The organism is Nocardia iowensis, from assembly GCF_019222765.1.
Taxonomy (GTDB): domain Bacteria; phylum Actinomycetota; class Actinomycetes; order Mycobacteriales; family Mycobacteriaceae; genus Nocardia; species Nocardia iowensis.
The window spans coordinates 7,658,243-7,679,397 of record NZ_CP078145.1 but is presented as its reverse complement, the minus strand read 5'-3'; the positions used below and the strand labels follow the sequence as shown (position 1 = coordinate 7,679,397).

The following is a 21,155-nucleotide window of genomic DNA, read 5'->3' as shown; positions in this document are numbered from 1 at the left end:
GTTTCGCTAACGGATCCGCACCATGGTCGAGGCCGCGAGCAGCAAGAGTTCGCGGGCCGCGGCTTGCTGGTAGCCGAGTCGCCCGCCGTGGTGGCGGTGCAGTTCGTGTTGCTCGGCGTGGACCGACGAGGTAGCCGCACCGATATTTCGGAGCGCGTCGTCGTTGCGCCGTGCGATGGTGAATTTGCGCATGGCAATTCCGCCCTTTCCTCCGGATGCAGGTTTATCGGCCCGATTTCATACGCGCCCCACCGTATTTCGGGCACACCAAAGAAACGTGTGCCGTGCACTGTGGGTGCGTGTTCTGCGCGCCGGAATTCGCGGTCGGCACCGAACACCCTCGGCTCGACGGGTATTCGAGCCGACGGAGAGATTCCGACGGTGGTAGCTCTACCGGTCGAGCTACTGGATCCGCCGAACAGCCGCGAATCCACCGTTGTCCGCGCACCGGGCGCGTTTCGAACTGTATCGGGTCGAATTCGACCGGCGCATCCTATTTTTCGGTGAGGCGACGGGCCGGGTGGCGCAGGATGGTCTTGGTCGTCGCGGCCGCGGATCGGCGTGGGTCGGACAGATAGATCTCGTGGTGGCGGCCGTTCATCGTGAGGCCGTGGGCGGACATGAACGCGTCCATCCTGGCCAGTGTCTCCGGTTCGGTCGCGTACGGGCCGACGTGCAGCACCTGAACCGCGTCCCCTTCGGTGATCCGCTCGAAGGTCGCCCCGCGCACCATGTCCGCGGTGACCACATCCGGCATGCGGATCATCAGCTTCCAGTGCCATTGCTCACGGGGCACCGTGAGTGGGGGTTCGTCTGATTCCACCCACCACAGACCCTCCAGCTTCGGTACCACGAAGTCGTGTCCGGCCGACTTCGCGATCTTCTTGGCGCCGTACGCGGCGCGGTACAACGTCTCGACGGCCGAGGTGTACTCAGGGCCCGCCGGGGCGCCTGAACCGGTGACCGTCAGATAGCCGTAGGTGTCGAAGGTGCGCAGCGTCGGTTCTGTCGGTGCGTCGTTGTAGTGCTTGTCGGTCTTGGCCAGGTCGAGTTTCATTCCGCCACCCTGGCCGCTCCAGCAACTAGAGAGTCAAGCGCCACGCCGACTTGCCGGGTGTAGCGCACCACCGGCAGATCCACTGCCTGCTGACCTGGGCACCCCGACTGTGAGACGGTGGAGTCATGAACCGGCTCGGGAACGCGACCTCTCCGTACCTGCGGCAGCACGCGGACAATCCGGTGCACTGGCAGGAGTGGGATGCCCAGGCACTGGCCGAGGCGCGGGAGCGGGATGTCCCGATCCTGCTCTCGGTGGGGTACGCATCGTGCCACTGGTGTCATGTGATGGCGCACGAGTCGTTCGAGGATGTGGCGACCGCCGAGTTGATGAACGAGAACTTCGTCTGTGTGAAGGTGGATCGGGAGGAGCGGCCCGACCTGGACGCGGTCTACATGAACGCCACGGTCGCGATGACCGGTCAGGGCGGGTGGCCGATGACGTGTTTCCTCACGCCGGACGGCGAGCCGTTCTACTGCGGCACCTACTACCCGAAGCTGCCGCGGGGCGGTATGCCGTCGTTCACCCAGTTGCTCACCGCGATCACCGATACCTGGCAGCACCGGCGCGACGAGGTGCACAAGGCGTCCGCCCAGGTGACCGAGGCACTGCAGGCGCAGGCCGCCGGATTGCCCGACTCGGACTTCACCATCACCGCGGAACTGCTCGACCGCGCGGTCGCCGCGGTATTGCGCGACGAGGACCACAAGCACGCCGGATTCGGTGGGGCGCCTAAGTTTCCGCCGTCGGCGCTACTGGAGGGTCTGCTGCGCAGCTGGGAACGCACCGGTGACCCGGCCGTGCTCGCGGCGGTGACCCGGACCGCCGAGGCCATGGCCCGTGGCGGCATCTACGACCAGCTGCGCGGCGGTTTCGCGCGTTACTCAGTCGACGCCGCCTGGGTGATACCGCATTTCGAGAAGATGCTCTACGACAATGCCCAATTGTTGCGCGCGTACGCACATTTGGCGAGACGCACCCCGGAGGGGGAGCGGGAGCCGTTGGCGCGCAGGATAACTCGCGAAACCGCGCAGTTCCTGCTCGATGATCTCGGCACCGAACACGGCGGTTTCGCCTCCGCGCTCGACGCCGACACGCACCTCGAGCCGGGGCGGCCGGGGGTGGAGGGCGCGACCTACGTCTGGACACCCGCCGAGCTGAACGGCGAACTCGGGTCCATCGACGGCGCCTGGGCCGCAGAGGTTTTCGGCGTGACGACCGCAGGGAACTTCGAGCAGGGCACCTCGGTGCTCACCCGATACACCGACCCCGCCGAACACGACCGTCTCGAACGGATCCGGGACGCCCTCCGCACGGCCCGCGACGGCCGCCCCCAACCGGACCGCGACGACAAGGTGGTCACCGCGTGGAACGGCATCGCGATCACCGCGTTGGCCGAGGCGGGTGCCGCGCTTGGTGTGGACGACTGGGTGAGCGCCGCCGCTCGTTGCGCGCGATTCCTGTTGTCCGAGCAGGTAATCGACGGCCGGGTCCGCCGCGCCTCGCTGAACGGGATCGCCGGAACATCTCCCGGCGTGCTGGAGGACTATGCCTGGCTCGTCACCGGCCTGCTCGCCCTGCATCAGGCCACCGGCGAACTCAACTGGCTCGATGAAGCACAACACCTGCTGGACACGGCGATCCAGCACTTCGCCGACCCGAACATCCCCGGCAGCTGGTTCGACACCGCCGATGACGCCGAAACGCTGGTCACCCGCCCCCGCGATCCCATCGATGGCGCCACCCCCGCAGGCGCCTCCTCGCTCGCCGAAGCCCTGCTCACCGCAGCTGCCGCGAGCGACCCCGACCGCGCCGTCCCCTACCGCGCACTGGCCGAGCAAACCCTCCAGCGCGGCGCGGTCGTCCTGGCCCGCGCCCCGCGCTCCGCTGGTCAATGGCTCACGGTCGCCGAAGCCGCCCTCCGCGGCCCCCTCCAGATCGCCATCGCCACCGAGCCAACCAGCGACCCAAGCGAACTCCTCGCCACCGCCCGAACTGCAGCCCCCGGCGGCTCGGTAGTCCTCGCCGCCGCACCCAACTCGGTACCCCTATTGGCCGACCGCCCGCTGATGCACGGCCAGCCAGCCGCCTACGTCTGCCGCGGCTCGGTCTGCGACCTCTCCGTGACAACCGCCGCCGAACTCCGCGCAGCTCTGGAACGCTAGACCCGCCGGCCCGACCCGGGGTCACAGAGACTCTCGACGCGTCACAGCGGTTGTAGTCGCTGTGAGGCGTGCGGAGGGTCTGTGACCCGCCGCCTGCCGGTGACATCCGCCGCCGCGCTTTCGCGCAGCTCTGGAACGCTGGACCCCGGGGAGGCCCGAACCGCGCACAGAGGCTGTCGATGGGCCACAGCGGTTGTAGTCGCTGTGAGGCGTGCGGAGAGTCTGTGATCCGTGGTCCGGCATTGGTGCCGTGGCGGCCAGGGTGCGGAAGGTCTGTGACCCGGTGCCCGCCATGAGTGCCATGGTAGGTCGGTGTGCGAAGGTCTGTGACCCGTACCGCCGTGAGTGCCGTGTCGGGTGAGCATGCGCCAGGCCGGTGACTCAGTCGGTTTCGGTTGCGGCGGTGCGGACTTCGGCTACCGCGCTGCGTTCGGTGTTGGGGTCCGCGGTGCCGCTCGGTGCGGCTGCTTGCGAGCCGTTGACGCTCGGCGTGCTGGTGGGGCGCTGGTGGGTGTCGGTCCAGCAGGCCGTCGGTTTTTTCATGCCGCGCAGCAGGATCGTCTCGTAGAGCGTCCATTTCGCGCGTTCGTGCGGTGCGGCGGCTTCGATGACGGTGCCGCTCACCAGAATTCGCCGGGGAGCCTCTTTGGCCTCGGTGGTGAGGCGCGCGGCCTCGTTGACCGCGTCGCCGATTACGGTGTACTCGAGGCGGGTGTCGGTGCCGACGTCGCCCGCGAAGACCAGTCCATGCGCGACACCGATGCCGACGTCGAGTTCGCCGGTCGCGACCACCTCGTCACGGATCCGGCGCGCGGCGCGCAGTGCGGGAGTGGCGTTGTCGCGCAGGGCGATCGGGGCGCCGAAGATGCACAACGCCGCGTCGCCCTCGAACTTGTTGACCAGCCCGTTGTTCTCCTCGGTGGCGGTGACGACGGTCGCGAGCAGCCGGTTCAGCTTGGCGACGAACTCTTCCGGGGGCAGCCCGGTGGACAGTTCGACCGAGCCGGTCACGTCCACGAACAGCGCGGTCACCTCCCGCACGTCACCGGTCAGATCGACGCCGCCGGCCAGCGCGCGCTCGGCCACCTCGGTGCCGACGTGCCTGCCGAACAGGTCCCGCATCCGTTGCCGCTCACGCAGATTGGCGACCAGCTCGTTGACCGAGTTCTCCAGCCGCCCGATCTCACTGGTGCTGCCCACCGGCACCCGCACATCGAGATCGCCCCTGGTGATGCGGTCGAGCGCGCGACGCAGCGTGCGCATCGGCGTTGCCACCGCGCGGGCAAGGAAGGCGGTGGCCAGCGCACCGACGGCGAGGCCGACCACCGAGAGGTAGATGGCGGTGCGCACCCGGTCGGCCGGATCGGCGACCGGATTGCCCAGCACCACGATCAGCATCAGCAGCGGCAGCGCCGCCGCCACCGCCCAGCTCACCACCACCCGCACCAGCACCGAGGAACTCCAGTGCATGGTCGGGCCGAGCACCGCGGCCACCACCGGAATGGTCGGGCGGATCAGCCGATCCACGATGAGGAAGGTCAGCCCGACCGATTCGAACCCGCCGAAGGTGAACAGGGCCGCCATCACCGCGGGGTCGTTGTCCGGCGTCACCCGCATGAGCGTCACGGTGGCCACGATGACGCCGGTGATCCACACCGCGAACGCGCGAGCGGTGATGATGATCGGCAGGCGCAGCAGCTGCCGCGCCTCCGCCTCGGTCGGTTTGCGGCCCTGATCCAGCCAGCCGAAATGGGAGGACCGGTCCCGGATGGCGAGCGCGACTCCGACCAGGAAGCCGAGGGTGGGATAGATGCCGACCAGTACCGTCGACCGAATCCAATCCGGGCCGAGTCTGCTGAGCGACCCGCTGAGCCACAGCTCGGTAATGATCACCGCGAGACCGCTGAGGTTGGCGGTGATCACCACCGCCGCCAGACCCCCGCGGGCCTTGAGCGCCCAGATGACCAGCCGGGCGATCATGGCGTTCGCCCGCACGCGTGCGCCCGGACCGGCAGCGTCATGCTGCGGCAGGCGTCGATCCTCTGCTGTGCCATCGTTGCTGCCCCGTCTCGTTCCGTTCTCGTTGCCGACTTTATTGCGGGAACGGCGAAAACGGCACAGCCGGGCCGTTGCGTCGGCCGTTCGCCCCGATCAGCGCAGGACGACGAGCCAGACCGCGATGTAGTGGGTGAGGGCGGCGAGCACCGTCGCGGCATGGAAGAACTCGTGATGACCGAAGACGGTCGGCCACGGGTTCGGCCACTTGGTGGCGTAGAGAATGGCGCCGCCACTGTAGAACAGCCCGCCGACCAGCAGCAGGATCAGCGGCGCGATGCCGATCTGGGTGTTCAGCTGGCCGGCGACCGGCACGATCGCCCAGCCGAGCAGCAGGTAGAGCGGCACGCCGACCCAGCGGGGCGCGGTGGGCCACAACAGTTTCAGCGCGACACCGGCCAGCGCACCGGCCCACACCACGATGAGCAGCGTCTGCCCGGTGCGGCCGGGCAGGCCGAGCAGGGCGAAGGGGGTATAGCTGCCCGCGATGAACAGAAAGATCATCGAGTGGTCCGCCCGCTTCATCCGGATCCGGGCCTGCGGGGTCGGCCAGGTCACCCGGTGGTAGACCGCGCTGATGCCGAACAATCCGCACACGGTCAGCCCGTAGACGGCGGTTGACCATCCCGCGGTCGCCGAGATGGTCGCTGCCTTGGCGATCAGCACGATGGCCGCGATGGCCGCGATGCCAACCGCCCAGGTGTGGATCCAGCCGCGCATCCGGGGTTTGCCGAGCGCGGCGGCCAGCGCCTCGCTCGCTGATCCCTGGTCTTCGACCACCCTGGTGTCACCGCCGCCGACAGATTCGGACACGAGCTACCTCCTGGTTCCACTCGCCGGTAACCTACGGAACCGTAGGTTCCGGTCCTCCGTCACTGTACCGGGATACCCGGTCGGTGCCAGGATCCTCGCCCCGGGGCGTAGGGTGGCCGCGTGGAGCTTCCGGTTCAGGTGCGGGGTTTGCCGTATCGCATCTACGAGGCCCGGCTGACCAAGCAGCTGGCCGGCAAACAACATCCCCGGCACGTCGCGGTGATGTGCGATGGTAATCGGCGCTGGGCCCGCGAAAACGGCTTCACCGATGTGAGCCATGGGCATCGGGTCGGCGCGGTGAAGATCGCCGAGCTGGTCGGCTGGTGTCAGGCCGAGGGCATCGAGATGGTCACCGTCTACCTGCTCTCCACCGAGAACTTGCAGCGCGATCCCGACGAGCTGGAGACGCTGTTCGAGGTGATCACCGACGTGGTCGAGGAACTATCGGCGCCGGAACAGAATTGGAGCGTACGGATCGTCGGCTCGCTCGACGGGTTCCCGGAGCTGATCGCGAAACGCCTGCGCACGGCCGCCGAACGCACCGAAGGCCGGGACGGCGTGCACGTCAACGTGGCCGTCGGCTACGGCGGCAGGCAGGAGATCACCGACGCGGTGCGCTCGCTGGTTCGCCAGGAGATCGCCGCGGGGGAGACCGGCGAGGACCTGGTGCAGTCGATCACCGTGAACGCCATCGGCCAGCACCTCTACACCTCCGGCCAGCCGGACCCGGATCTGGTCATTCGTACCTCTGGGGAACAGCGACTCTCCGGATTCCTGCTGTGGCAGAGCGCATACTCGGAGATATGGTTCACCGAGGCATACTGGCCGGAATTTCGGCGTGTGGACTTCCTGCGGGCACTGCGCGACTTCGCCGCACGGCATCGCCGCTTCGGCATCTGACTCCCGGCGGTGCGTCATGAGCGACCTCGACAGCCGCTCCGACGGGCAGCGCGGGGCAGCGCCTGAGGCGGTGCCTTACATCAGCTACGAGGAGTTCGGGCGCCGGTTCCTCGAATACGCCGCTACCGAGCAGCGCATACTCGGCGCGTTCGACCAGTTGACCGGTGCCGCATTCGATTTCGGCCCGATCGGCGTCGGGCCGGGCCGGTTGGCGAAGGCCAGCGCGCAGGTGCAGCTCGGTCAAGCCGAGGTGCGCCGCGATATCGAGGAAGTGATCTCGTTCGCGCTGAAGATCCCGCTGAGCGTGGACATGCTCATTGATCTAGCGCTGGACAAGCATCGCTTCGAGGTCGACGGCAATATCCACCTGCACCTGATCGTGCGCGCCGCCGAGCCGCTACGCGTAGTCATCGACATCGCCACCCCGCGATCCAGCGATGTCCGGATCAACGTCGCCACCGACACCATTCGCGGGCAGCTCCTGCGCATCCTCGCCAGCGTCGACCAGGAGATCCGGCGATTCATCGCCCGCTATATCGCCAAGGAGATCGAGAAACCGCACATTGCCGCGGCCCGCGATATCAATGTGGCAAAACGCCTCGATGAAGCGTGGAAATTGTAAGCGGGATCACAATTTACGCAGTCGCAGTCTATTGATGCTGTGGTCGGCGTCCTTGCGTAACACCAGGGTGGCCCTTGGCCGGGTCGGCAGAATGTTCTCCACCAGATTCGGGCGGTTGGTGTTGTTCCAGATCTCCTGCGCCGCCGCGGTGGCCTGCTCATCGGTGAAGGCGGCGTAGTGGTGGAAATGCGCGTTCGGATTCGCGAACGCGGTCTTGCGCAGCGCGAGAAACCTTTGCACATACCACTTCTCGATGTCCTCGATGCGGGCGTCGACGTAGATCGAGAAGTCGAACAGGTCCGAAACCATCAGCCGCGGCCCGGTCTGCAGCACGTTCAGGCCCTCGACGATGAGAATGTCGGGTTGCCGCACGCAGTGGAACTTGCCGGGCACGATGTTGTAGGAGATGTGCGAATACACCGGCGCGCACACCTCGGGCGCACCGGATTTCACCTCGGTGACGAATCGCAGCAGCTTGCGGCGGTCGTAGCTTTCCGGGAAGCCCTTGCGGTGCATGATGCCGCGGCGGGTGAGTTCCGCGGTGGGATAGAGGAATCCGTCGGTGGTCACCAGATCCACCCGCGGATGGTGATCCCAGCGGGACAGCAGCGCCTGCAGCACGCGCGCCGTGGTGGATTTACCGACCGCGACGCTGCCCGCGACACCGATCACGAAAGGCACCTGCTGATCGGGGTGCGTCTCGCCGAGGAAGGTGGCGGTCGCGGCGAACAATCGCTGGCGCGCGGCGACCTGCAAGTGGATGAGTCGAGCGAGCGGCAGATACACCTCCGCTACTTCTTCGAGGTCGATCTGTTCGCCGAGACCGCGCAGGCCCCGCAGTTCTTCCTCGGTGAGCACCAGGGGAGTCGACTTACGCAGTGTGCGCCACTGTTTGCGGTCGAATTCCACATACGGGCTGGGCTCGCTCATTCGTGCCACTTACCCGACGCTCCACTTCGGCAAACGCGCACACATACCGCGCCGGCTCCGTGTGATTCGGTCTAACTCTCGCCGCATAGCCGAATTCTGCTCTGCGTCAACATCGTGGGAAAAAGGGGGTGCCCATACCGGGTGGTAACCGGGTCGGTGCTGATGCTTTCCGCCGGGCTACCGCATGTCAACGGCACGGGATTGTGCCGCGCGCGGACTGCCGACGAGCGGCTAATGTCGGTCGGATGGAAGCGCATCCACTCGTGACCGAGTACCTGCGGCTCGGCTTGGCATTCGACCGGCTCGAAGACGGGTTCGTCGACGCCTACACCGGCGATCCGGCGTTGCGCCGCGAAGTGGAGAACGCTCCCGCGCCGGAGCCGCGTCAGCTGGCCCGCCGGGCGGCCGAGCTGCGCGGCGGACTGGCCGATGCGGGCCTGACCGCCGAGCGCACCGAATTCCTTGACGTGCACCTGCGCGCGCTGGAATGCTCCGGCCGCAAGTTCGCGGGCGACGACATCGGCTTCGTCGACGAGGTGCGCGCCTACTTCGACGTGCACATCGCGCCCGGTGACGTCGAGGAATACCGGGACGCGCACCGGCAGCTCGACGAGGTGCTCGCCGGGGAAGGCACGCTGGCCGAGCGGATGGCCGCCCATCGCAAGGCCGACGAGATTCCGCCGGAGCGGCTGGCCGACTGCGTCGAAGCGTTCTCCAGCGCGTTGCGCGAGTTGGTCCGGGTGCGCTACCCGCTGCCCGATCACGAGCACGTCACCTACGAGGTGGTCGGCGACAAGCCGTGGTCCGGCTTCAACTACTACCTCGGCAACTACCACTCGCGTGTCGCGATCAACTCCGATCTCAAACAGCACATGGCGCACCTGCCATCACTGATCGCGCACGAGTCGTACCCCGGTCACCACACCGAGCACTGCCGCAAGGAGGCCGGACTGGTCGCCGCCGGACAGGCCGAGCAGACGCTGTTCCTGGTCAACACGCCCCAGTGCCTGATGGCCGAGGGCCTTGCCGACCTCGCACTACGCTCCATCGTCGGGCCCGGCTGGGGCAAGTGGGCCCAGGAAATCTACGCCGACCTCGGCCTGCGCTTCGACGGTGAACGGGCCGAACGACTTTCGACCGCCTCGGCCAAACTGCTCAGCGTGCGTCAGGACGCGGCGCTGCTGCTGCACGACCGGCGGCGCAGTGCGGACGAGGTCGCCGAGTTCCTGCAGACGTGGAACCTGGTCACCCCGGAACGCGCCCGCCAGTCGCTGCGCTTCCTGTCCTCCCCGCTGTGGCGCGCCTATATTTCCACGTATGTGGAGGGCTACCGCCTGCTCGGCGGCTGGCTGGACCAGGCCGCCGACGCGGACGAACGCGCGGACCGCTTCCGCCGCCTGCTGGACGAACCGCTCACCCCGGGCGCACTCCGCCGAGGCTGACCCGCCGCACCCTTTCGGCGGATCCGCGTCCACTACGTGGGGGTGCAGATCCCGAGAAAGGGTGCGGTCGCTGGCGTTTGTGCCGCACGGTGCGATCCCCTCCGGTCCGAGCCGGTCGGCCGAACGTCCGCGGTCATGCTGCCGGGTGGCAGCGGATTCCAGTGCGTTACTGGATGACCGCGCAGCTCTGGCCGGATGAGATGGTGCACATGATCTGGGACAGCTGGCGGAGCAGTCCTTCGATCGGGTTGGTCGGTACCGCGATCAGGCTGAACATAACGACTCCTTCGAGACGTCGGTGTGAACGATGTCACCTGTTAAGCGGTGATATCGGACCGTTATGTTACGTCCCGCAGCGCCCCGAAAACACCTGCCCCCACGGCTCGGGGCAGGCCCGCATGGTGGTGCGGCACAGGGTCATTGCACGCTGCACAACAGGTCTGACCGCTGTGCGGCGTGCAGTAGGTCTGTGGGTCAGGCGTCGAAGGTGATGCGCACCGAGATGGCGTCGCTGGCCAGGGCTTTCATGACCCATTCGGCTGCTGATTCGGGTACGCGGCCGGTGGCCATGCTGCGGGAGCGGGCGACCACGTCGTCGTCGGGAACGAAGGCTGCGGTGCCGGTGTACCAGCGCTTGCCCTGGCGCAGGCGCACTTTCGGGTCGGTGGCGATATTGCGGGCCCAGCCGGAACGGTAGCCGTGCTGGGAGATCAGCCAGGCGCCTTCCTCGTCGAACGCGACGGTGACCGGAACCCGGCGTGGCTGACCGGATTTGGCGCCGGTGGTCTCCAATTCGGAGACGAACCTGGAGCGGATGCCGACCCGGTCGAGCAGGCCGACGGCGGGGTTGGCCAGGTAGCGGCCGACGAAGCGTTCGCGCCGGAATTTGCGCACGGCGGCGGCGGTGCTGCGGTCACGCATGGCGATGCTCCTTGTGCCTCAACGGTTTCCACGGAAGATGACGCAGGTGGTGGTGGCGTGCGCGACCAGGCGGCCCTGTTCGTCGACGACGCGACCTTCCGCGGTCGCGGTGGTGCGGCCGACGTGGATGGTGGTGCCGGTCGCGGTGAGCCGCTGGCCGTCGGTGGGGACGGCGCGAATGTAGTTGATCTTCAGCTCCAGCGTGGTGTAGCCGACGCCCGCCTCCAGGGTGGAGTGCACCGCGCAGCCCATCACCGAGTCGAGCAGGGTGGCGCAGATGCCGCCGTGCGTGGTGCCGAGCGGGTTGGCGAACTCGGGCCGGGTCCGCAGGCCGAAGACGACCTTGCCGTGCTCGAGTTCGTCCACCTCCATGCCGAGCAGGTCGCCGATGAACGGCGGGCGGTTCGCCATCGTCATCGCCGTGCGGAGCAGCTCGAGGCCCGACAGCTGGGCGAGGTCGATCGTGGTTTCCGACATGAATCCGTCCTCTCGGTGAACCGATCGGTCCACATCTGTCATGATTGCAACATGGACCGATCGGTTCACGCAACCGCGCTCGAGGAGGATTGCCGCGTGAAAAGTCGTTCGAGCCGCGCCGGCAACGCCGAAAGCTGCGGCATCCTCGCTCTGCCCCGGCTAGGTGTCTCGAGTCACAATCGAGCGGAGCCCGCCGACTCGACGGGCGCTCGGAACTTTCACGGGACAGGGGTGGCCGGATGACCGTAGGCCCACGAGCCCGGCTGATCGAGAGTGCGATCGAATTGGTCCGCGAGCAAGGTGTGCACGCGGCCGGACTCACCGCCCTGCTCGATCGCAGCAAGGCATCGCGCAATTCGCTGTATCAGCACTTTCCGTCCGGCAAGGGCGAGCTCGTCGCCACCGCCACCAAGATCGCCGGTGCGCGCTTGGGCGCGGTGATCGAGAAGATCACCGCATCGCGTCCGCCGGATCGGTGGCTCGACGCCCTGATCGGCTGGTGGGTCACGGCGCTCGAGGCGAGCTCGTTCCGCACCGGCTGCCCGATCGTCGGCGCGGCACTGGCCGAATCCGAGCCCGGCGTGCAGGCGGCCGCCGGCGCGGCGTTCGCCGAATGGCATGAAAAGCTCGGTGCCGCATTGGCTTCGGCGGGCATGCCGGCGGCGGAGGCGAAGTCCTTCGCGAGCTTCGTGATCAGTGCGATGGAGGGTGCCATCGTGCAGTCGCGTGCGGTGAAATCCACCCAGCCGCTGGATGACGCGCAGAAGCACCTCGCAGTCCTCTTGGCGGGCTACCTACCGGCAGTGGACGGGTAAGGCCCGCGCCGCACACTCTTCGGCGTGACGCACGCGAAATCGCATGCGATTCGGTGTGTGGGAATTCAACGGGTGTGCGGTTCGGAAATTCGGATCTCTGCCGCGATAGCCGCAGTGGCGTGAACCGGGCGGCGGCAAGATAGTGACATGGGACGAACCCCGTGCCGAAGTGTGCACCCTCGGCCCATAGACTGGGGCCGTGACGCAGACGACGGCCTCGGTCAATACTCAGTCTCTCGGTGAGCTCGACCCGGAGCTCGCCGCCGCGATGGCGGGTGAACTCGCCCGCGAGCGCGACACTCTCGAGATGATCGCCTCGGAGAATTTCGTGCCGCGCGCGGTGCTGCAAGCACAGGGCAGCGTGCTCACCAACAAGTACGCCGAGGGTTACCCGGGTCGGCGCTACTACGGCGGGTGCGAGCACGTCGACGTCGTCGAGACCCTCGCCCGCGACCGCGTCAAGGAACTCTTCGGCGCCGAATTCGCCAACGTGCAGCCGCATTCCGGCGCGCAGGCGAACGCCGCGGTGCTGATGGCGCTGATGAACCCCGGCGACAAGTTGCTCGGCCTCGACCTCGCGCACGGCGGTCACCTGACCCACGGCATGCGGCTGAACTTCTCCGGAAAGCTGTACGAGACGCACTTCTACGGTGTGAGCAAAGAAGACCACCGCATCGACATGGACGAGGTGCGCGGCATCGCGCTGGAAGCTCGTCCGAAGGTGATCGTGGCGGGCTGGTCGGCCTACCCGCGGCAGCAGGACTTCGCCGCGTTCCGCTCGATCGCCGACGAGGTCGGCGCCTACCTGTGGGTGGACATGGCGCACTTCGCCGGTCTGGTCGCGGCCGGTCTGCACCCCTCGCCGGTGCCGCACGCCCACGTGGTGTCCTCCACCGTGCACAAGACCCTCGGCGGTCCGCGCTCCGGCGTGATCCTGGCCAAGCAGGAATTCGCCAAGAAGCTCAACAGCGCGGTGTTCCCCGGCCAGCAGGGCGGCCCGCTCATGCACGCCATCGCCGCCAAGGCCGTCGCCTTCAAGATCGCGGCGGGCGGTGAGTTCAAGGACCGCCAGGAGCGCACTCTGTCCGGCGCCAAGATCCTGGCCGAGCGGCTCACCGCGGCCGACGTCAAGGACAAGGGCGTCAGCGTGCTCACCGGCGGCACCGACGTGCACCTGGTGCTCGTCGACCTGCGCAACTCCGAGCTCGACGGCCAGCAGGGCGAAGACCTGCTGCACGAAATCGGAATCACCGTGAACCGCAACGCCGTTCCGTTCGACCCGCGCCCCCCGATGGTCACCTCCGGCCTGCGCATCGGCACCGCCGCCCTGGCCACCCGCGGCTTCGGCGACACCGAATTCACCGAGGTCGCCGACATCATCGCCACCGCCCTCGCAGGCACGTCGGACGTCGACACCCTCCGCGGCCGAGTCACCAAGCTCGCCCAGAGCGTCCCCCTCTACGACGGCCTGGAAGACTGGCGCCTCCTCGGCTGACCCAGGTCTTCACGAATCCATCGGCGGGCTCGCACATCCGGTAATCACCGGCTGCGCGAGCCCGATCCGTATGCGGCCGTAATCACCGAGCCCGTCCCGGTGCGCCCCCAACTGGCTGCGGTCTTCGTGATGGGCAAGATCCAGCGACTGCGCGCGGGCGGCTGCTTCCCGACGGTGCCCCTTCCGCCGGACCAAGCCGAGCACATCTATTCCGGCGTCGAAGCCGTCAACGCACTGCTGGCCACTCGAGCCGTAGCCCACGGCGCGACCTTCGTCGACGTCTACCCGGCGAGCATCGGCCACGACGCCTGCGCCCCGGAGGACATCCGCTGGTCCGAAGGCCTCTTCCCGAACTCGCCCGCACAACCGTTGCACGCCAACGCGGTTGGTCATCACAACGAGGCACTTATCCTGATCGAAGCGATCCGCCGGAACACCTGACCGAGCACCGGCGGTTCACCGGTCGACCCCACACGACCAGCTCCGGAGCTGACGAAGGACCTAGTACAGGCAACGGCGGCGGCGGTTCAGCCCGTGGGCAGTTCAATGCCTTTGGCGGCGGCCAGTGCGGCGAGCTTCTCCATCTCGTCGATGGCGACGGCGACGTAGACGTGCAGTCGGCCGTCGTCTTCGCGGCGCAGCAGATATTCGTAGTCGCTGTCGGTGAGTTCGGCGCCGTCGCGGTCGTAGAAATGCCAGCGGACGTGGATTCGGGTGAGGCGGGCGGTGAGGTCGGCTTGCTCCAGCAAGGTGTGGCCGACGGAGGCGAGGCCGAGCGACTGGTACAGCGGGTAGGACTGTTTCAGACCTTCGGCCATCTCGGAGGTGGAGGAAAGCGTCCCCACGAATCCGTCGCTGATGATCATGCCGGGCGCACCCCATTGCGCGACCGCGCGGTCGGCATCGAACGAGCTCAACGACTCTTGATATTCGACTAGAAACGACTCGATTTCATCCCGAGTGGTAGTCATGTCGGCAACTTACCCAGCGGTGCGGAGGCGAACACGGCTCAGGCGGAATCCATCCTCGCCCTGGCGCGGATGATCGCTTCATCCAGGTAGCGGCCGATGTCGGCGCTGGTGCCGGGGCGGATCATCAACGCACGGTTGGCCGGGACCTCGTAGTAGCGGCCGTCGGAGGTGTCGATCCAGCGAAGCCGGCCGGTGCGAAGCGGTTCGGCGTTGCGTGGTCCGAGCAGGACGGTGGCGGTGCCGCGGGTGACGCAGGATTGGCGCCAGAAGCGGCGGTACCGCTCCTTGACCTCACTGGATGGGGCGGTGCCGAACGGGTCGGGACGTTCATCGTTGAGATCATCGAGCAGGAAACTCTTTTCGCCCGCGGTGCCTGCCGCGGTCTCCGGCAGCAGTCGCACCAATTCGGTCGCGAGTTGGTCGACGCGGCAGCGGTGCAACTGGACTCGGCCGCCGTCGGGTGCCGGTGCCTGTTGCGCGACAACACCCGCCCCCTTGCGCGTGCCGCAGCCGACCGCTCGTATCTCGATACCGTCGCGGGTGTTGTCGTAGCCGAACAGCTCTATGCGCCAGTCGGGTTGGGCGAGCACGGTAATGGTGCGGGACAGCGGGATGCGTTCCTCGCGGGCCAGCTCGTCTCGGAACTGCTGCTGGTATGCCTGATATTCCCGTAGGCCGGGGATGCGGCTGGTGAAGCGGAACGGAAAGGGCAGTCGGTCGAGTCCGGTCCCGTACCAGGCCGCCGCGAACTGCTCCGCCGACAGCGACCACTGCGCCGTCATTTCTCGCCGATCACCGGAGGCACCGTGCGTTCTACCTCGCCGAGCAGTTCCTTGGCATGCTCCTCGGTGCGCAGGTAGCCGGGGGTCTTGTGTTCGTCGTCGTCCTCGCCCCTGCCGCGGATTCCCGGCGCGAACATGCCGGGATACCCGGCCATGCCCGGTGCGCCGGTTCGGACAGGGGTGGCGGCGGGCTGGGCGCTCGCCGCGCCAGGTGCGGTGCCGGGGGCCGGGGCGGGACGCGAGGTACCGGGTTGCGCTTCGCTGCGCGGGCTCCCCGAAGTGCTCGGACCGGGGCTTGGTGTCGCGGACCTGCTCGGAGAACCGTTGAGCGCGGCGGATGCGACCGTCGCCGGTGTCGACGCCGGTGTCGGTAGCGCCGTCGTGATCGGGCTCCCCGCAATGGTCGGGGTGGCGGTCGTCGGGGACTGCGGAGTGGTCGCAGCGGTAGTGGTCGAGGCGGGGATGGTCGATGCGCCGTTGTTCTGGTCCGGCGAAACGGACTGCGGGGCAGTCTCTTCCGGTACCGCCTCGGGCGTGCCGGTCTCCGCCGCGTCGCCGGTGCCCGCGGCCTCGCCGGTGTCCGCCGACTTGTCGGCCGCCGCTGGTGTGCTGGAATCCCCGGTGCCGGAACCGTTGTTGGCGGCACTCGTCCCCGGAACGGCGCCCGTGCCGGTATCCGTACTGCTGTCCCCGCCGGGCGATGGTACGGAAATCGGGTTGATCGGTGGTGGCAGCGTCGGGATGGCGGGGGCGGTGGTGCCGTACGGCTGGATGTACTGGCTGGTCATCTCGTCGCGGGCCTGCTCTTCGTTGGTGTTGCGCAATTCGGGCCCGCGCGGGTTGGTCGAGGTGTCCACCACGTCGGGCACCGCCAGCTTGAACTTCGCCGCCGCGCTCGCCGCCTGCGACAACGGCGTGCTCTGCGCGTTCAGCGTCTCACCGAATTCAGCGACCCGCGTCGCGTAATCCCGGATGCCGCGCACGGCGTTGTCGGCCGCCGCACCCTCCCAATGCTGTTCGATCGCGGTCTTGATGGCCGTCTCGAACTGCTGACCGGCGGTCGTCACCGCCGTCGCGATCTTCGACCAGGCGTCGAACGCGCTGTCCAGCCCGTCCGGGTTCATCTCGTCGGCCGCCTGCTTGATCTCGGCGTGCGTAAAGCTTTGCGCGTTTTCGGGATTGGTGATCGCGCGGCCGTCGGTCTGTTTCATGATCGCTCCCCCGTAGGGTTGTTCAGCTGCCGGTGGGCAGCAATGGTGCGACTGCTTGGGCGATTTCGGTGGCGATATCGCAGGCGGCGAGGTTCTTGTTCGCCGGTGTCTGCGGGACGTTGGTCAGGATGTACAGCGAGCCGGATCGCATCTCGATGTTGATCGTGCACCCGCCGGGAACGTCGGGTCGCGCTTCGTAGCGCAGTGCTTTGCGTGGGCCCGCCGGGATTTCCACTGCCGCAGGGAATTTCTCCCGTATCTGGGGGAGGGTGCCGTTGGTCGTCTCGACGACGAAGCCGTAGCCCGCCTTGGCGACAAAGCGACAGCCCTTCCACGTGACCCCGCCCGCACTGTCCTGCTTGGGCTCCGGCGGCTTCGCGTCCCACTGGTGCTGCGCCAAGAACTGCGGCGTCAGTGCCGTGCACGGGTCGAAGGCGTGCGGGTTCGACCCGGGCGCTGTGCTCAGGGCGGCAGCGGACGATGTCGTGGAGGTGGCGGGAGTCGGTGTGCCTCCGGCCTTGTCCTCAGCGCAGCCTGTCAGCAGCAATAGTCCTGCGGCGATGGCCACGAAACCGATTCGCGGAGTGCTCGTTCCGCCGGCGCCGTCGCTCATACGCTGATCTCCCGTAGCTTGGCGGCGAACCCGGCGTCGGTCCGTACGTAAGTGTCACGGATTGTGGTGAACATGGTCTGGATCTCTTGGGCGACCGCGATGTAGTCGGCGATGGTGTCGAAGGCGTTGTTCGGCCCGCCGAATGCCTTCTCGCGGAAGAGGGTGACCAGTTCGACGGCGGAGGACAATCGCAGGTTGTTTTCGCCTAGGCCCCAATACGATCGCTCACCGAGCTCGCGCGCGTCGGTCTGCACCGCCACGAGCGAATCGATCAGTTCCTGACACGCCCTATCGATATCAACAAACCCCTGCGGATCCATCCGCACCGTCAACGCCCCGGCCTTCGCATCCTCGATGTACCCGGGAAACGGGCTGTCCACCGCCATCACCGTCCCCTTTCGTCAGTGCCTCTGACCCTATAGACGCGCCCCGCCCCGCTCCGGTTCCATCGAAACACAGCCGATTCTCCGGTGTCAGCACATCGGCCTCGACCCGTCCGTACCGGTCGGCACGAAACCGGGCTACGGAAGACGAAACCCGCGCGGCGCCAACGGTTTCAGTTGATCTTGGCGGTGCCGACCAAGCCCGGGTAATCCCGCAGGTCGATGTCGTTCGTGACCTTGTCGATGTACTTCATCATCAGCGAGAACATCCGCGATTCGAAGAACCGATTGCGCAAGGTGATGCCGAGCGCGGTCTTCGGCGCGAGAAACTTTCCCGCGTTCCCGTTGCCCGCGATCTTGGCGTAGCTCCGCATGATCTCGTTGTAGCGGGCGAAGGCCACCGCGTAATCCCCCTCGGCGACGGCGAGTTCGCCCGCGATGACGTACGCGCCGACCACGGCGAGCCCGCTACCGAAGCCTCCCAACGTGTTTCCGTAGGCCGCATCGCCGACCAGCGCGACCCGCCCCTTGGTGTACTGCCCGTTCAGCCGGACCTGGCTGAGCGAGTCGAGGTAGAGGTCGTCGAAGTCGGCCAGCTCCGTGAGCATCCGCGGCACTTCCCACCCCATCTCCGCATAGACCTCCTCGATGATGCGTCGTTGGGCGGCGGTGTCGTCGCGGGAGTAGTCGAGCTCGGGGGAGGCGAACAGGTAGAACTGGGCGGCCTTCGGTCCGCCGCTGAGCGCGAGTTTGCCAGGGATGTTGTGGGCGTAGGCGGTCGCGCGCTCGCGCGGTCCGGCCGACTTCGCCAACCACGGGCTGGCGCCCGCGATGCAGTAATAATGTCCCAGGTACTTGACGAAATCCTGTTCCGGTCCGAATGCCAGCTTGCGCACTCGGGAGTGGATGCCGTCGGCGCCGAAGACGAGGTCGAAAGTGCGTGCCGGGCCGTGCTCGAATTCGACGTGCACCCCGTCGGCGAGTTCGGTGAGCGCGCTGATCGAATCGCCGAACAGATAGCGGCAGTGCTCCGCGGTGCGCTGGTACATGATCGCGGCCAGGTCGCCGCGCAGGATCTCCACGTCGCCGCCGGTGAAGTCGCCGGACATGGTCGCGAGCCGCTTGCCGTTCTCGTCGACAAAGACGGTGTCGGTGGTCCCGGTCCGTCGCTGCTCGATCTCGTCGCGGATGCCCATGCGGTCCAGCACGATCAGCTGCGTGCGGCCCTTGAAGTCGATGGCCTGGCCGCCGGGACGCAATCGGGGAGCCCGCTCGACCACGGTGACGTCGAACCCGTAGTGGTGCAGCCAGTAGGCCAGGGCAGGGCCTGCGACGCTGGCGCCGGAAACGAGGACGGACTGGTTACGCATGAAGACTCCCGATCACTAGATCTGCGTCCACCGGATTCTGTTTCCGATGGACGCAATTCAGCGTATGGTAGACACAGTTTCAGGTCAACCTGCCCTCCGGAAGGATCTGGTCATGCCCACACCGACCACCGTCCAACTGCTTTGGGGCACCCAGCCGAGGCCCAAACGAGGGCCGAAGCCCGCCCTCTCGCTGGCGGGGATCGTGGCCGAGGCGATCGCCCTCGCCGATGCCGAAGGGCTGGCGAACCTGTCCATGCAGCGGTTGGCCGACCGCCTCGGTTTCACCAAGATGTCGCTGTACCGGTATGTGCCGGGCAAGGAGCAGCTCACCGCTCTGATGCTCGACGCCGCCATCGGAACGCCGCCGGATTTGACTGCGGTGCAAGCTGATTCGGGAGTGGAAAGCTGGCGTGCCGGGCTTCGCCTATGGGCCGAGACGCTGTACCAGCGTTACGGCGCGCATCCGTGGGCTATTGAACTGAGCGCCGGTGCTCGTCCATTCGGCCCCAACGAGATGGCATGGATGGAGAGCGCGCTCGTCGCGCTCACCGGCACCGGTCTCACCGGCTCGGAACGGCTCGACACGATCGTGTTGATCAATGGCCACATTCGCAGTCTGACGCAGCAGATCCAATCTCTCGGCGATGACCCGACCGTGCAGTTCACCGCCCATATCACCGAAATGATGGCCGCGGCGGGTGACCGCTACCCCGCGGTCAGCGCCGCCTTCGCCGAGGAGACCGCAGCGGCAGGCACAGCGGCTGATTCGGGCGGCCCGAATGATGCGCTGAACTTCGGTATCGAACGTGTTCTCGATGGCCTAGCCGTCCTCATGGCCCGCCGAATGAACAGTTGAGCCGTCGCGCGGGACTGCCGTTCGGTCCGAGTACGGCCTATCGTCGGAACATGGCCCAGGACCTCGAACTGCAACAAGACGCGATCACCACAGTGCGGGAGTTTCTTTCCGCGCTCGAGCTCGGCGCCGTTTCGGAGGCGTTGGAATTACTGCACCCAGACATCGTCTGGAAGAACACGTCGCTGCCCGATGTAGGCGGCGGTTTGGCGCGCAAGATACTGCTCAACCTGAATCGGGACGCGTTCGGTTTCGCGGTCGAAATGCACCACATCGCCGCCAACGGCGACATCGTGCTCACCGACCGCACCGACATCCTGCGCTTCGGCCCGGTGCGGATCGCCTTCTGGGTGACCGGCACCTTCGAACTACGCGACGGCCGAATCATCCTGTGGCACGACCACTTCAGCTGGGAGAACTTCCTGCGCGGCACAGTCGTCGGACTGTGGCGTGCCGCGCTCGCTCGCGGCGCAACCGCGCCAGCGCTGCGGGACTGAACGTCGCCACGGCGGTAGCTCAGGCTCGAGTTTCCTGCTGGGCGAGCACTTTTCGCCAGCGCTCGGCCGATTCGAGCATGTCCCGGCCGACGAGTCCGAGAAACTCGCTGGTGTGCTGCGCGCGTGCCCCCACCGGTGTCGTGCTGCCGAACAAATCGACACCACGGCGAGTGAGCTCGGCCAGGTCGAAGATCTGTTGCGCGCTGACCAATGTCGCACGGACCCAAATGTTCTCGTCGACGAAATAGCGGTCGCGGCGACTGCGCGCATCGCGTTCACGATGAATAAGCCCCTGCTCCTCGAGTAGGCGGACGGCCGAGGAGATGGTGGCCGGACTGACCTGGAGTCGCTGTGTCAGTTCGGCGGCGGTGTTGCTCCCGTTGTCGGTGGTGTACAGGCAGGTCAGCACGGCCGCCGCGGTCCGCGGAATGCCGGTCTTGACGCAGATCGCGGTGAACTGCGTCAGGAACTCGTGAACCGCCACATCGCCTGCGGCGGGGGCGGTTTCGGCGGTGGTGGACGGCGACCTGCGTCTGCGTGCGCGTTGCTCGGTCGCCTTATGCGCACGGCCGGGGTGATAGCGGCTCGGCCCGCCGTTGCGAGTGACTTCGCGGCTGACGGTGGAGGTCGGCCGGTCGAGTCGGCGCGCGATCTCGGCGTACCCGAGACCTTCCGCGAGCCCGTCGGCGATCTGCTGGCGATCTTCCTCGGTCAACCTGCCACCCGGCATGGGTCGTGCCTCCTGAATACGAGCGCGTCATGGTGACGAGCGGCTGGATCCAT

The 21,155-nt window shown here is 67.1% G+C and carries 23 protein-coding genes; 9 read left to right on the top strand and 14 right to left on the bottom strand.

Translation table 11 applies throughout. The features are described 5' to 3' along the window. Nucleotides 1-6: 6 nt before the first annotated feature. Nucleotides 7-192: a hypothetical protein gene (locus tag KV110_RS35465; protein ID WP_218471499.1), complete on the bottom strand. Its 186-nt coding sequence runs from the start codon at nt 190-192 to the stop codon at nt 7-9. 301 nt (nt 193-493) lie between these two features. Then, the gene (locus KV110_RS35460; protein ID WP_218471498.1) at nt 494-1,057 is read right to left on the bottom strand and encodes a GyrI-like domain-containing protein; all 564 of its coding nucleotides are present in this window, start codon (nt 1,055-1,057) and stop codon (nt 494-496) included. A gap of 125 nt (nt 1,058-1,182) precedes the next feature. On the opposite strand from KV110_RS35460, the gene KV110_RS35455 reads away from it, so the two are divergent. Next, entirely contained in the window at nt 1,183-3,222 is a 2,040-nt protein-coding gene (locus tag KV110_RS35455) for a thioredoxin domain-containing protein (protein ID WP_218471497.1), read from the top strand. A gap of 381 nt (nt 3,223-3,603) precedes the next feature. On the opposite strand, the gene KV110_RS35450 is transcribed toward KV110_RS35455, so the two are convergent. Together KV110_RS35450 and trhA are read right to left on the bottom strand one after the other, a co-directional pair. Then, complete coding sequence (locus KV110_RS35450; RefSeq protein WP_246634173.1) at nt 3,604-5,217, bottom strand: adenylate/guanylate cyclase domain-containing protein; 1,614 nt, start codon at nt 5,215-5,217, stop codon at nt 3,604-3,606. Nucleotides 5,218-5,373: 156 nt separating this feature from the next. Continuing rightward, nucleotides 5,374-5,997 carry a PAQR family membrane homeostasis protein TrhA gene (trhA, locus tag KV110_RS35445; protein WP_218479292.1) on the bottom strand — a complete coding sequence of 208 codons (624 nt, stop codon included), beginning with the start codon at nt 5,995-5,997 and terminating at the stop codon, nt 5,374-5,376. A gap of 213 nt (nt 5,998-6,210) precedes the next feature. Here trhA and KV110_RS35440 point away from each other — a divergent pair, with 213 nt between their 5' ends. Together KV110_RS35440 and KV110_RS35435 are read left to right on the top strand one after the other, a co-directional pair. Next, on the top strand, nt 6,211-6,990 hold the full coding sequence (locus tag KV110_RS35440) for an isoprenyl transferase (RefSeq protein ID WP_218471496.1): 780 nt from the start codon (nt 6,211-6,213) through the stop codon (nt 6,988-6,990). A gap of 16 nt (nt 6,991-7,006) precedes the next feature. Next, nucleotides 7,007-7,612 carry a hypothetical protein gene (locus KV110_RS35435; protein WP_218471495.1) on the top strand — a complete coding sequence of 202 codons (606 nt, stop codon included), beginning with the start codon at nt 7,007-7,009 and terminating at the stop codon, nt 7,610-7,612. A 6-nt stretch (nt 7,613-7,618) separates the two neighbouring features. On the opposite strand, the gene coaA is transcribed toward KV110_RS35435, so the two are convergent. Then, nucleotides 7,619-8,551: a type I pantothenate kinase gene (gene coaA / locus KV110_RS35430; RefSeq protein WP_218471494.1), complete on the bottom strand. Its 933-nt coding sequence runs from the start codon at nt 8,549-8,551 to the stop codon at nt 7,619-7,621. A gap of 236 nt (nt 8,552-8,787) precedes the next feature. Here coaA and KV110_RS35425 point away from each other — a divergent pair, with 236 nt between their 5' ends. Next, the gene (locus tag KV110_RS35425; RefSeq protein WP_218471493.1) at nt 8,788-9,984 is read left to right on the top strand and encodes a DUF885 domain-containing protein; all 1,197 of its coding nucleotides are present in this window, start codon (nt 8,788-8,790) and stop codon (nt 9,982-9,984) included. 474 nt (nt 9,985-10,458) lie between these two features. Here KV110_RS35425 and KV110_RS35420 read toward each other — a convergent pair whose 3' ends face one another. Next, entirely contained in the window at nt 10,459-10,905 is a 447-nt protein-coding gene (locus KV110_RS35420; RefSeq protein ID WP_218471492.1) for a nitroreductase/quinone reductase family protein, read from the bottom strand. An 18-nt stretch (nt 10,906-10,923) separates the two neighbouring features. Continuing rightward, on the bottom strand, nt 10,924-11,382 hold the full coding sequence (locus KV110_RS35415; protein ID WP_218471491.1) for a PaaI family thioesterase: 459 nt from the start codon (nt 11,380-11,382) through the stop codon (nt 10,924-10,926). Between the two features lie 239 nt (nt 11,383-11,621). Here KV110_RS35415 and KV110_RS35410 point away from each other — a divergent pair, with 239 nt between their 5' ends. From KV110_RS35410 to KV110_RS35400, 3 genes are all read left to right on the top strand, one after another. Continuing rightward, entirely contained in the window at nt 11,622-12,197 is a 576-nt protein-coding gene (locus tag KV110_RS35410; RefSeq protein ID WP_218471490.1) for a TetR/AcrR family transcriptional regulator, read from the top strand. Nucleotides 12,198-12,396: 199 nt separating this feature from the next. Then, nucleotides 12,397-13,692: a serine hydroxymethyltransferase gene (gene glyA / locus KV110_RS35405; RefSeq protein WP_218471489.1), complete on the top strand. Its 1,296-nt coding sequence runs from the start codon at nt 12,397-12,399 to the stop codon at nt 13,690-13,692. A 99-nt stretch (nt 13,693-13,791) separates the two neighbouring features. Beyond that, nucleotides 13,792-14,133, top strand: coding sequence for a GDSL-type esterase/lipase family protein (locus KV110_RS35400; RefSeq protein ID WP_218471488.1), 342 nt, complete (start codon nt 13,792-13,794; stop codon nt 14,131-14,133). A gap of 86 nt (nt 14,134-14,219) precedes the next feature. Here the strand turns inward: KV110_RS35400 and KV110_RS35395 are convergent, their stop codons facing one another. The 6 genes from KV110_RS35395 to KV110_RS35370 all read right to left on the bottom strand — a co-directional run bounded on the left by KV110_RS35395 (nt 14,220) and on the right by KV110_RS35370 (nt 19,022). Continuing rightward, complete coding sequence (locus tag KV110_RS35395; protein ID WP_218471487.1) at nt 14,220-14,663, bottom strand: hypothetical protein; 444 nt, start codon at nt 14,661-14,663, stop codon at nt 14,220-14,222. A 38-nt stretch (nt 14,664-14,701) separates the two neighbouring features. Further along, complete coding sequence (locus KV110_RS35390) at nt 14,702-15,445, bottom strand: ESX secretion-associated protein EspG (RefSeq protein ID WP_218471486.1); 744 nt, start codon at nt 15,443-15,445, stop codon at nt 14,702-14,704. Further along, the gene (locus KV110_RS35385; protein WP_218471485.1) at nt 15,442-16,656 is read right to left on the bottom strand and encodes a PPE domain-containing protein; all 1,215 of its coding nucleotides are present in this window, start codon (nt 16,654-16,656) and stop codon (nt 15,442-15,444) included. Before KV110_RS35385 ends, KV110_RS35390 begins: the two co-directional genes overlap by 4 nt. 22 nt (nt 16,657-16,678) lie before the next feature. After that, complete coding sequence (locus KV110_RS35380; RefSeq protein ID WP_218471484.1) at nt 16,679-17,269, bottom strand: DUF3558 domain-containing protein; 591 nt, start codon at nt 17,267-17,269, stop codon at nt 16,679-16,681. After that, nucleotides 17,266-17,655 (bottom strand): hypothetical protein, encoded by a 390-nt coding sequence (locus tag KV110_RS35375; protein WP_218471483.1) that lies wholly within the window; start codon nt 17,653-17,655, stop codon nt 17,266-17,268. The genes KV110_RS35380 and KV110_RS35375 overlap by 4 nt, the downstream gene beginning before the upstream one ends. A 170-nt stretch (nt 17,656-17,825) precedes the next feature. Beyond that, nucleotides 17,826-19,022 (bottom strand): FAD-dependent monooxygenase, encoded by a 1,197-nt coding sequence (locus KV110_RS35370; RefSeq protein ID WP_218471482.1) that lies wholly within the window; start codon nt 19,020-19,022, stop codon nt 17,826-17,828. A 112-nt stretch (nt 19,023-19,134) separates the two neighbouring features. On the opposite strand from KV110_RS35370, the gene KV110_RS35365 reads away from it, so the two are divergent. Both KV110_RS35365 and KV110_RS35360 read left to right on the top strand, forming a co-directional pair. Further along, nucleotides 19,135-19,878: a TetR/AcrR family transcriptional regulator gene (locus KV110_RS35365; protein WP_218471481.1), complete on the top strand. Its 744-nt coding sequence runs from the start codon at nt 19,135-19,137 to the stop codon at nt 19,876-19,878. 50 nt (nt 19,879-19,928) lie between these two features. Then, nucleotides 19,929-20,372, top strand: coding sequence for a limonene-1,2-epoxide hydrolase family protein (locus KV110_RS35360; RefSeq protein ID WP_218471480.1), 444 nt, complete (start codon nt 19,929-19,931; stop codon nt 20,370-20,372). Between the two features lie 19 nt (nt 20,373-20,391). Here KV110_RS35360 and KV110_RS35355 read toward each other — a convergent pair whose 3' ends face one another. Then, entirely contained in the window at nt 20,392-21,102 is a 711-nt protein-coding gene (locus KV110_RS35355; protein ID WP_218471479.1) for a GbsR/MarR family transcriptional regulator, read from the bottom strand. Nucleotides 21,103-21,155: the final 53 nt, after the last annotated feature.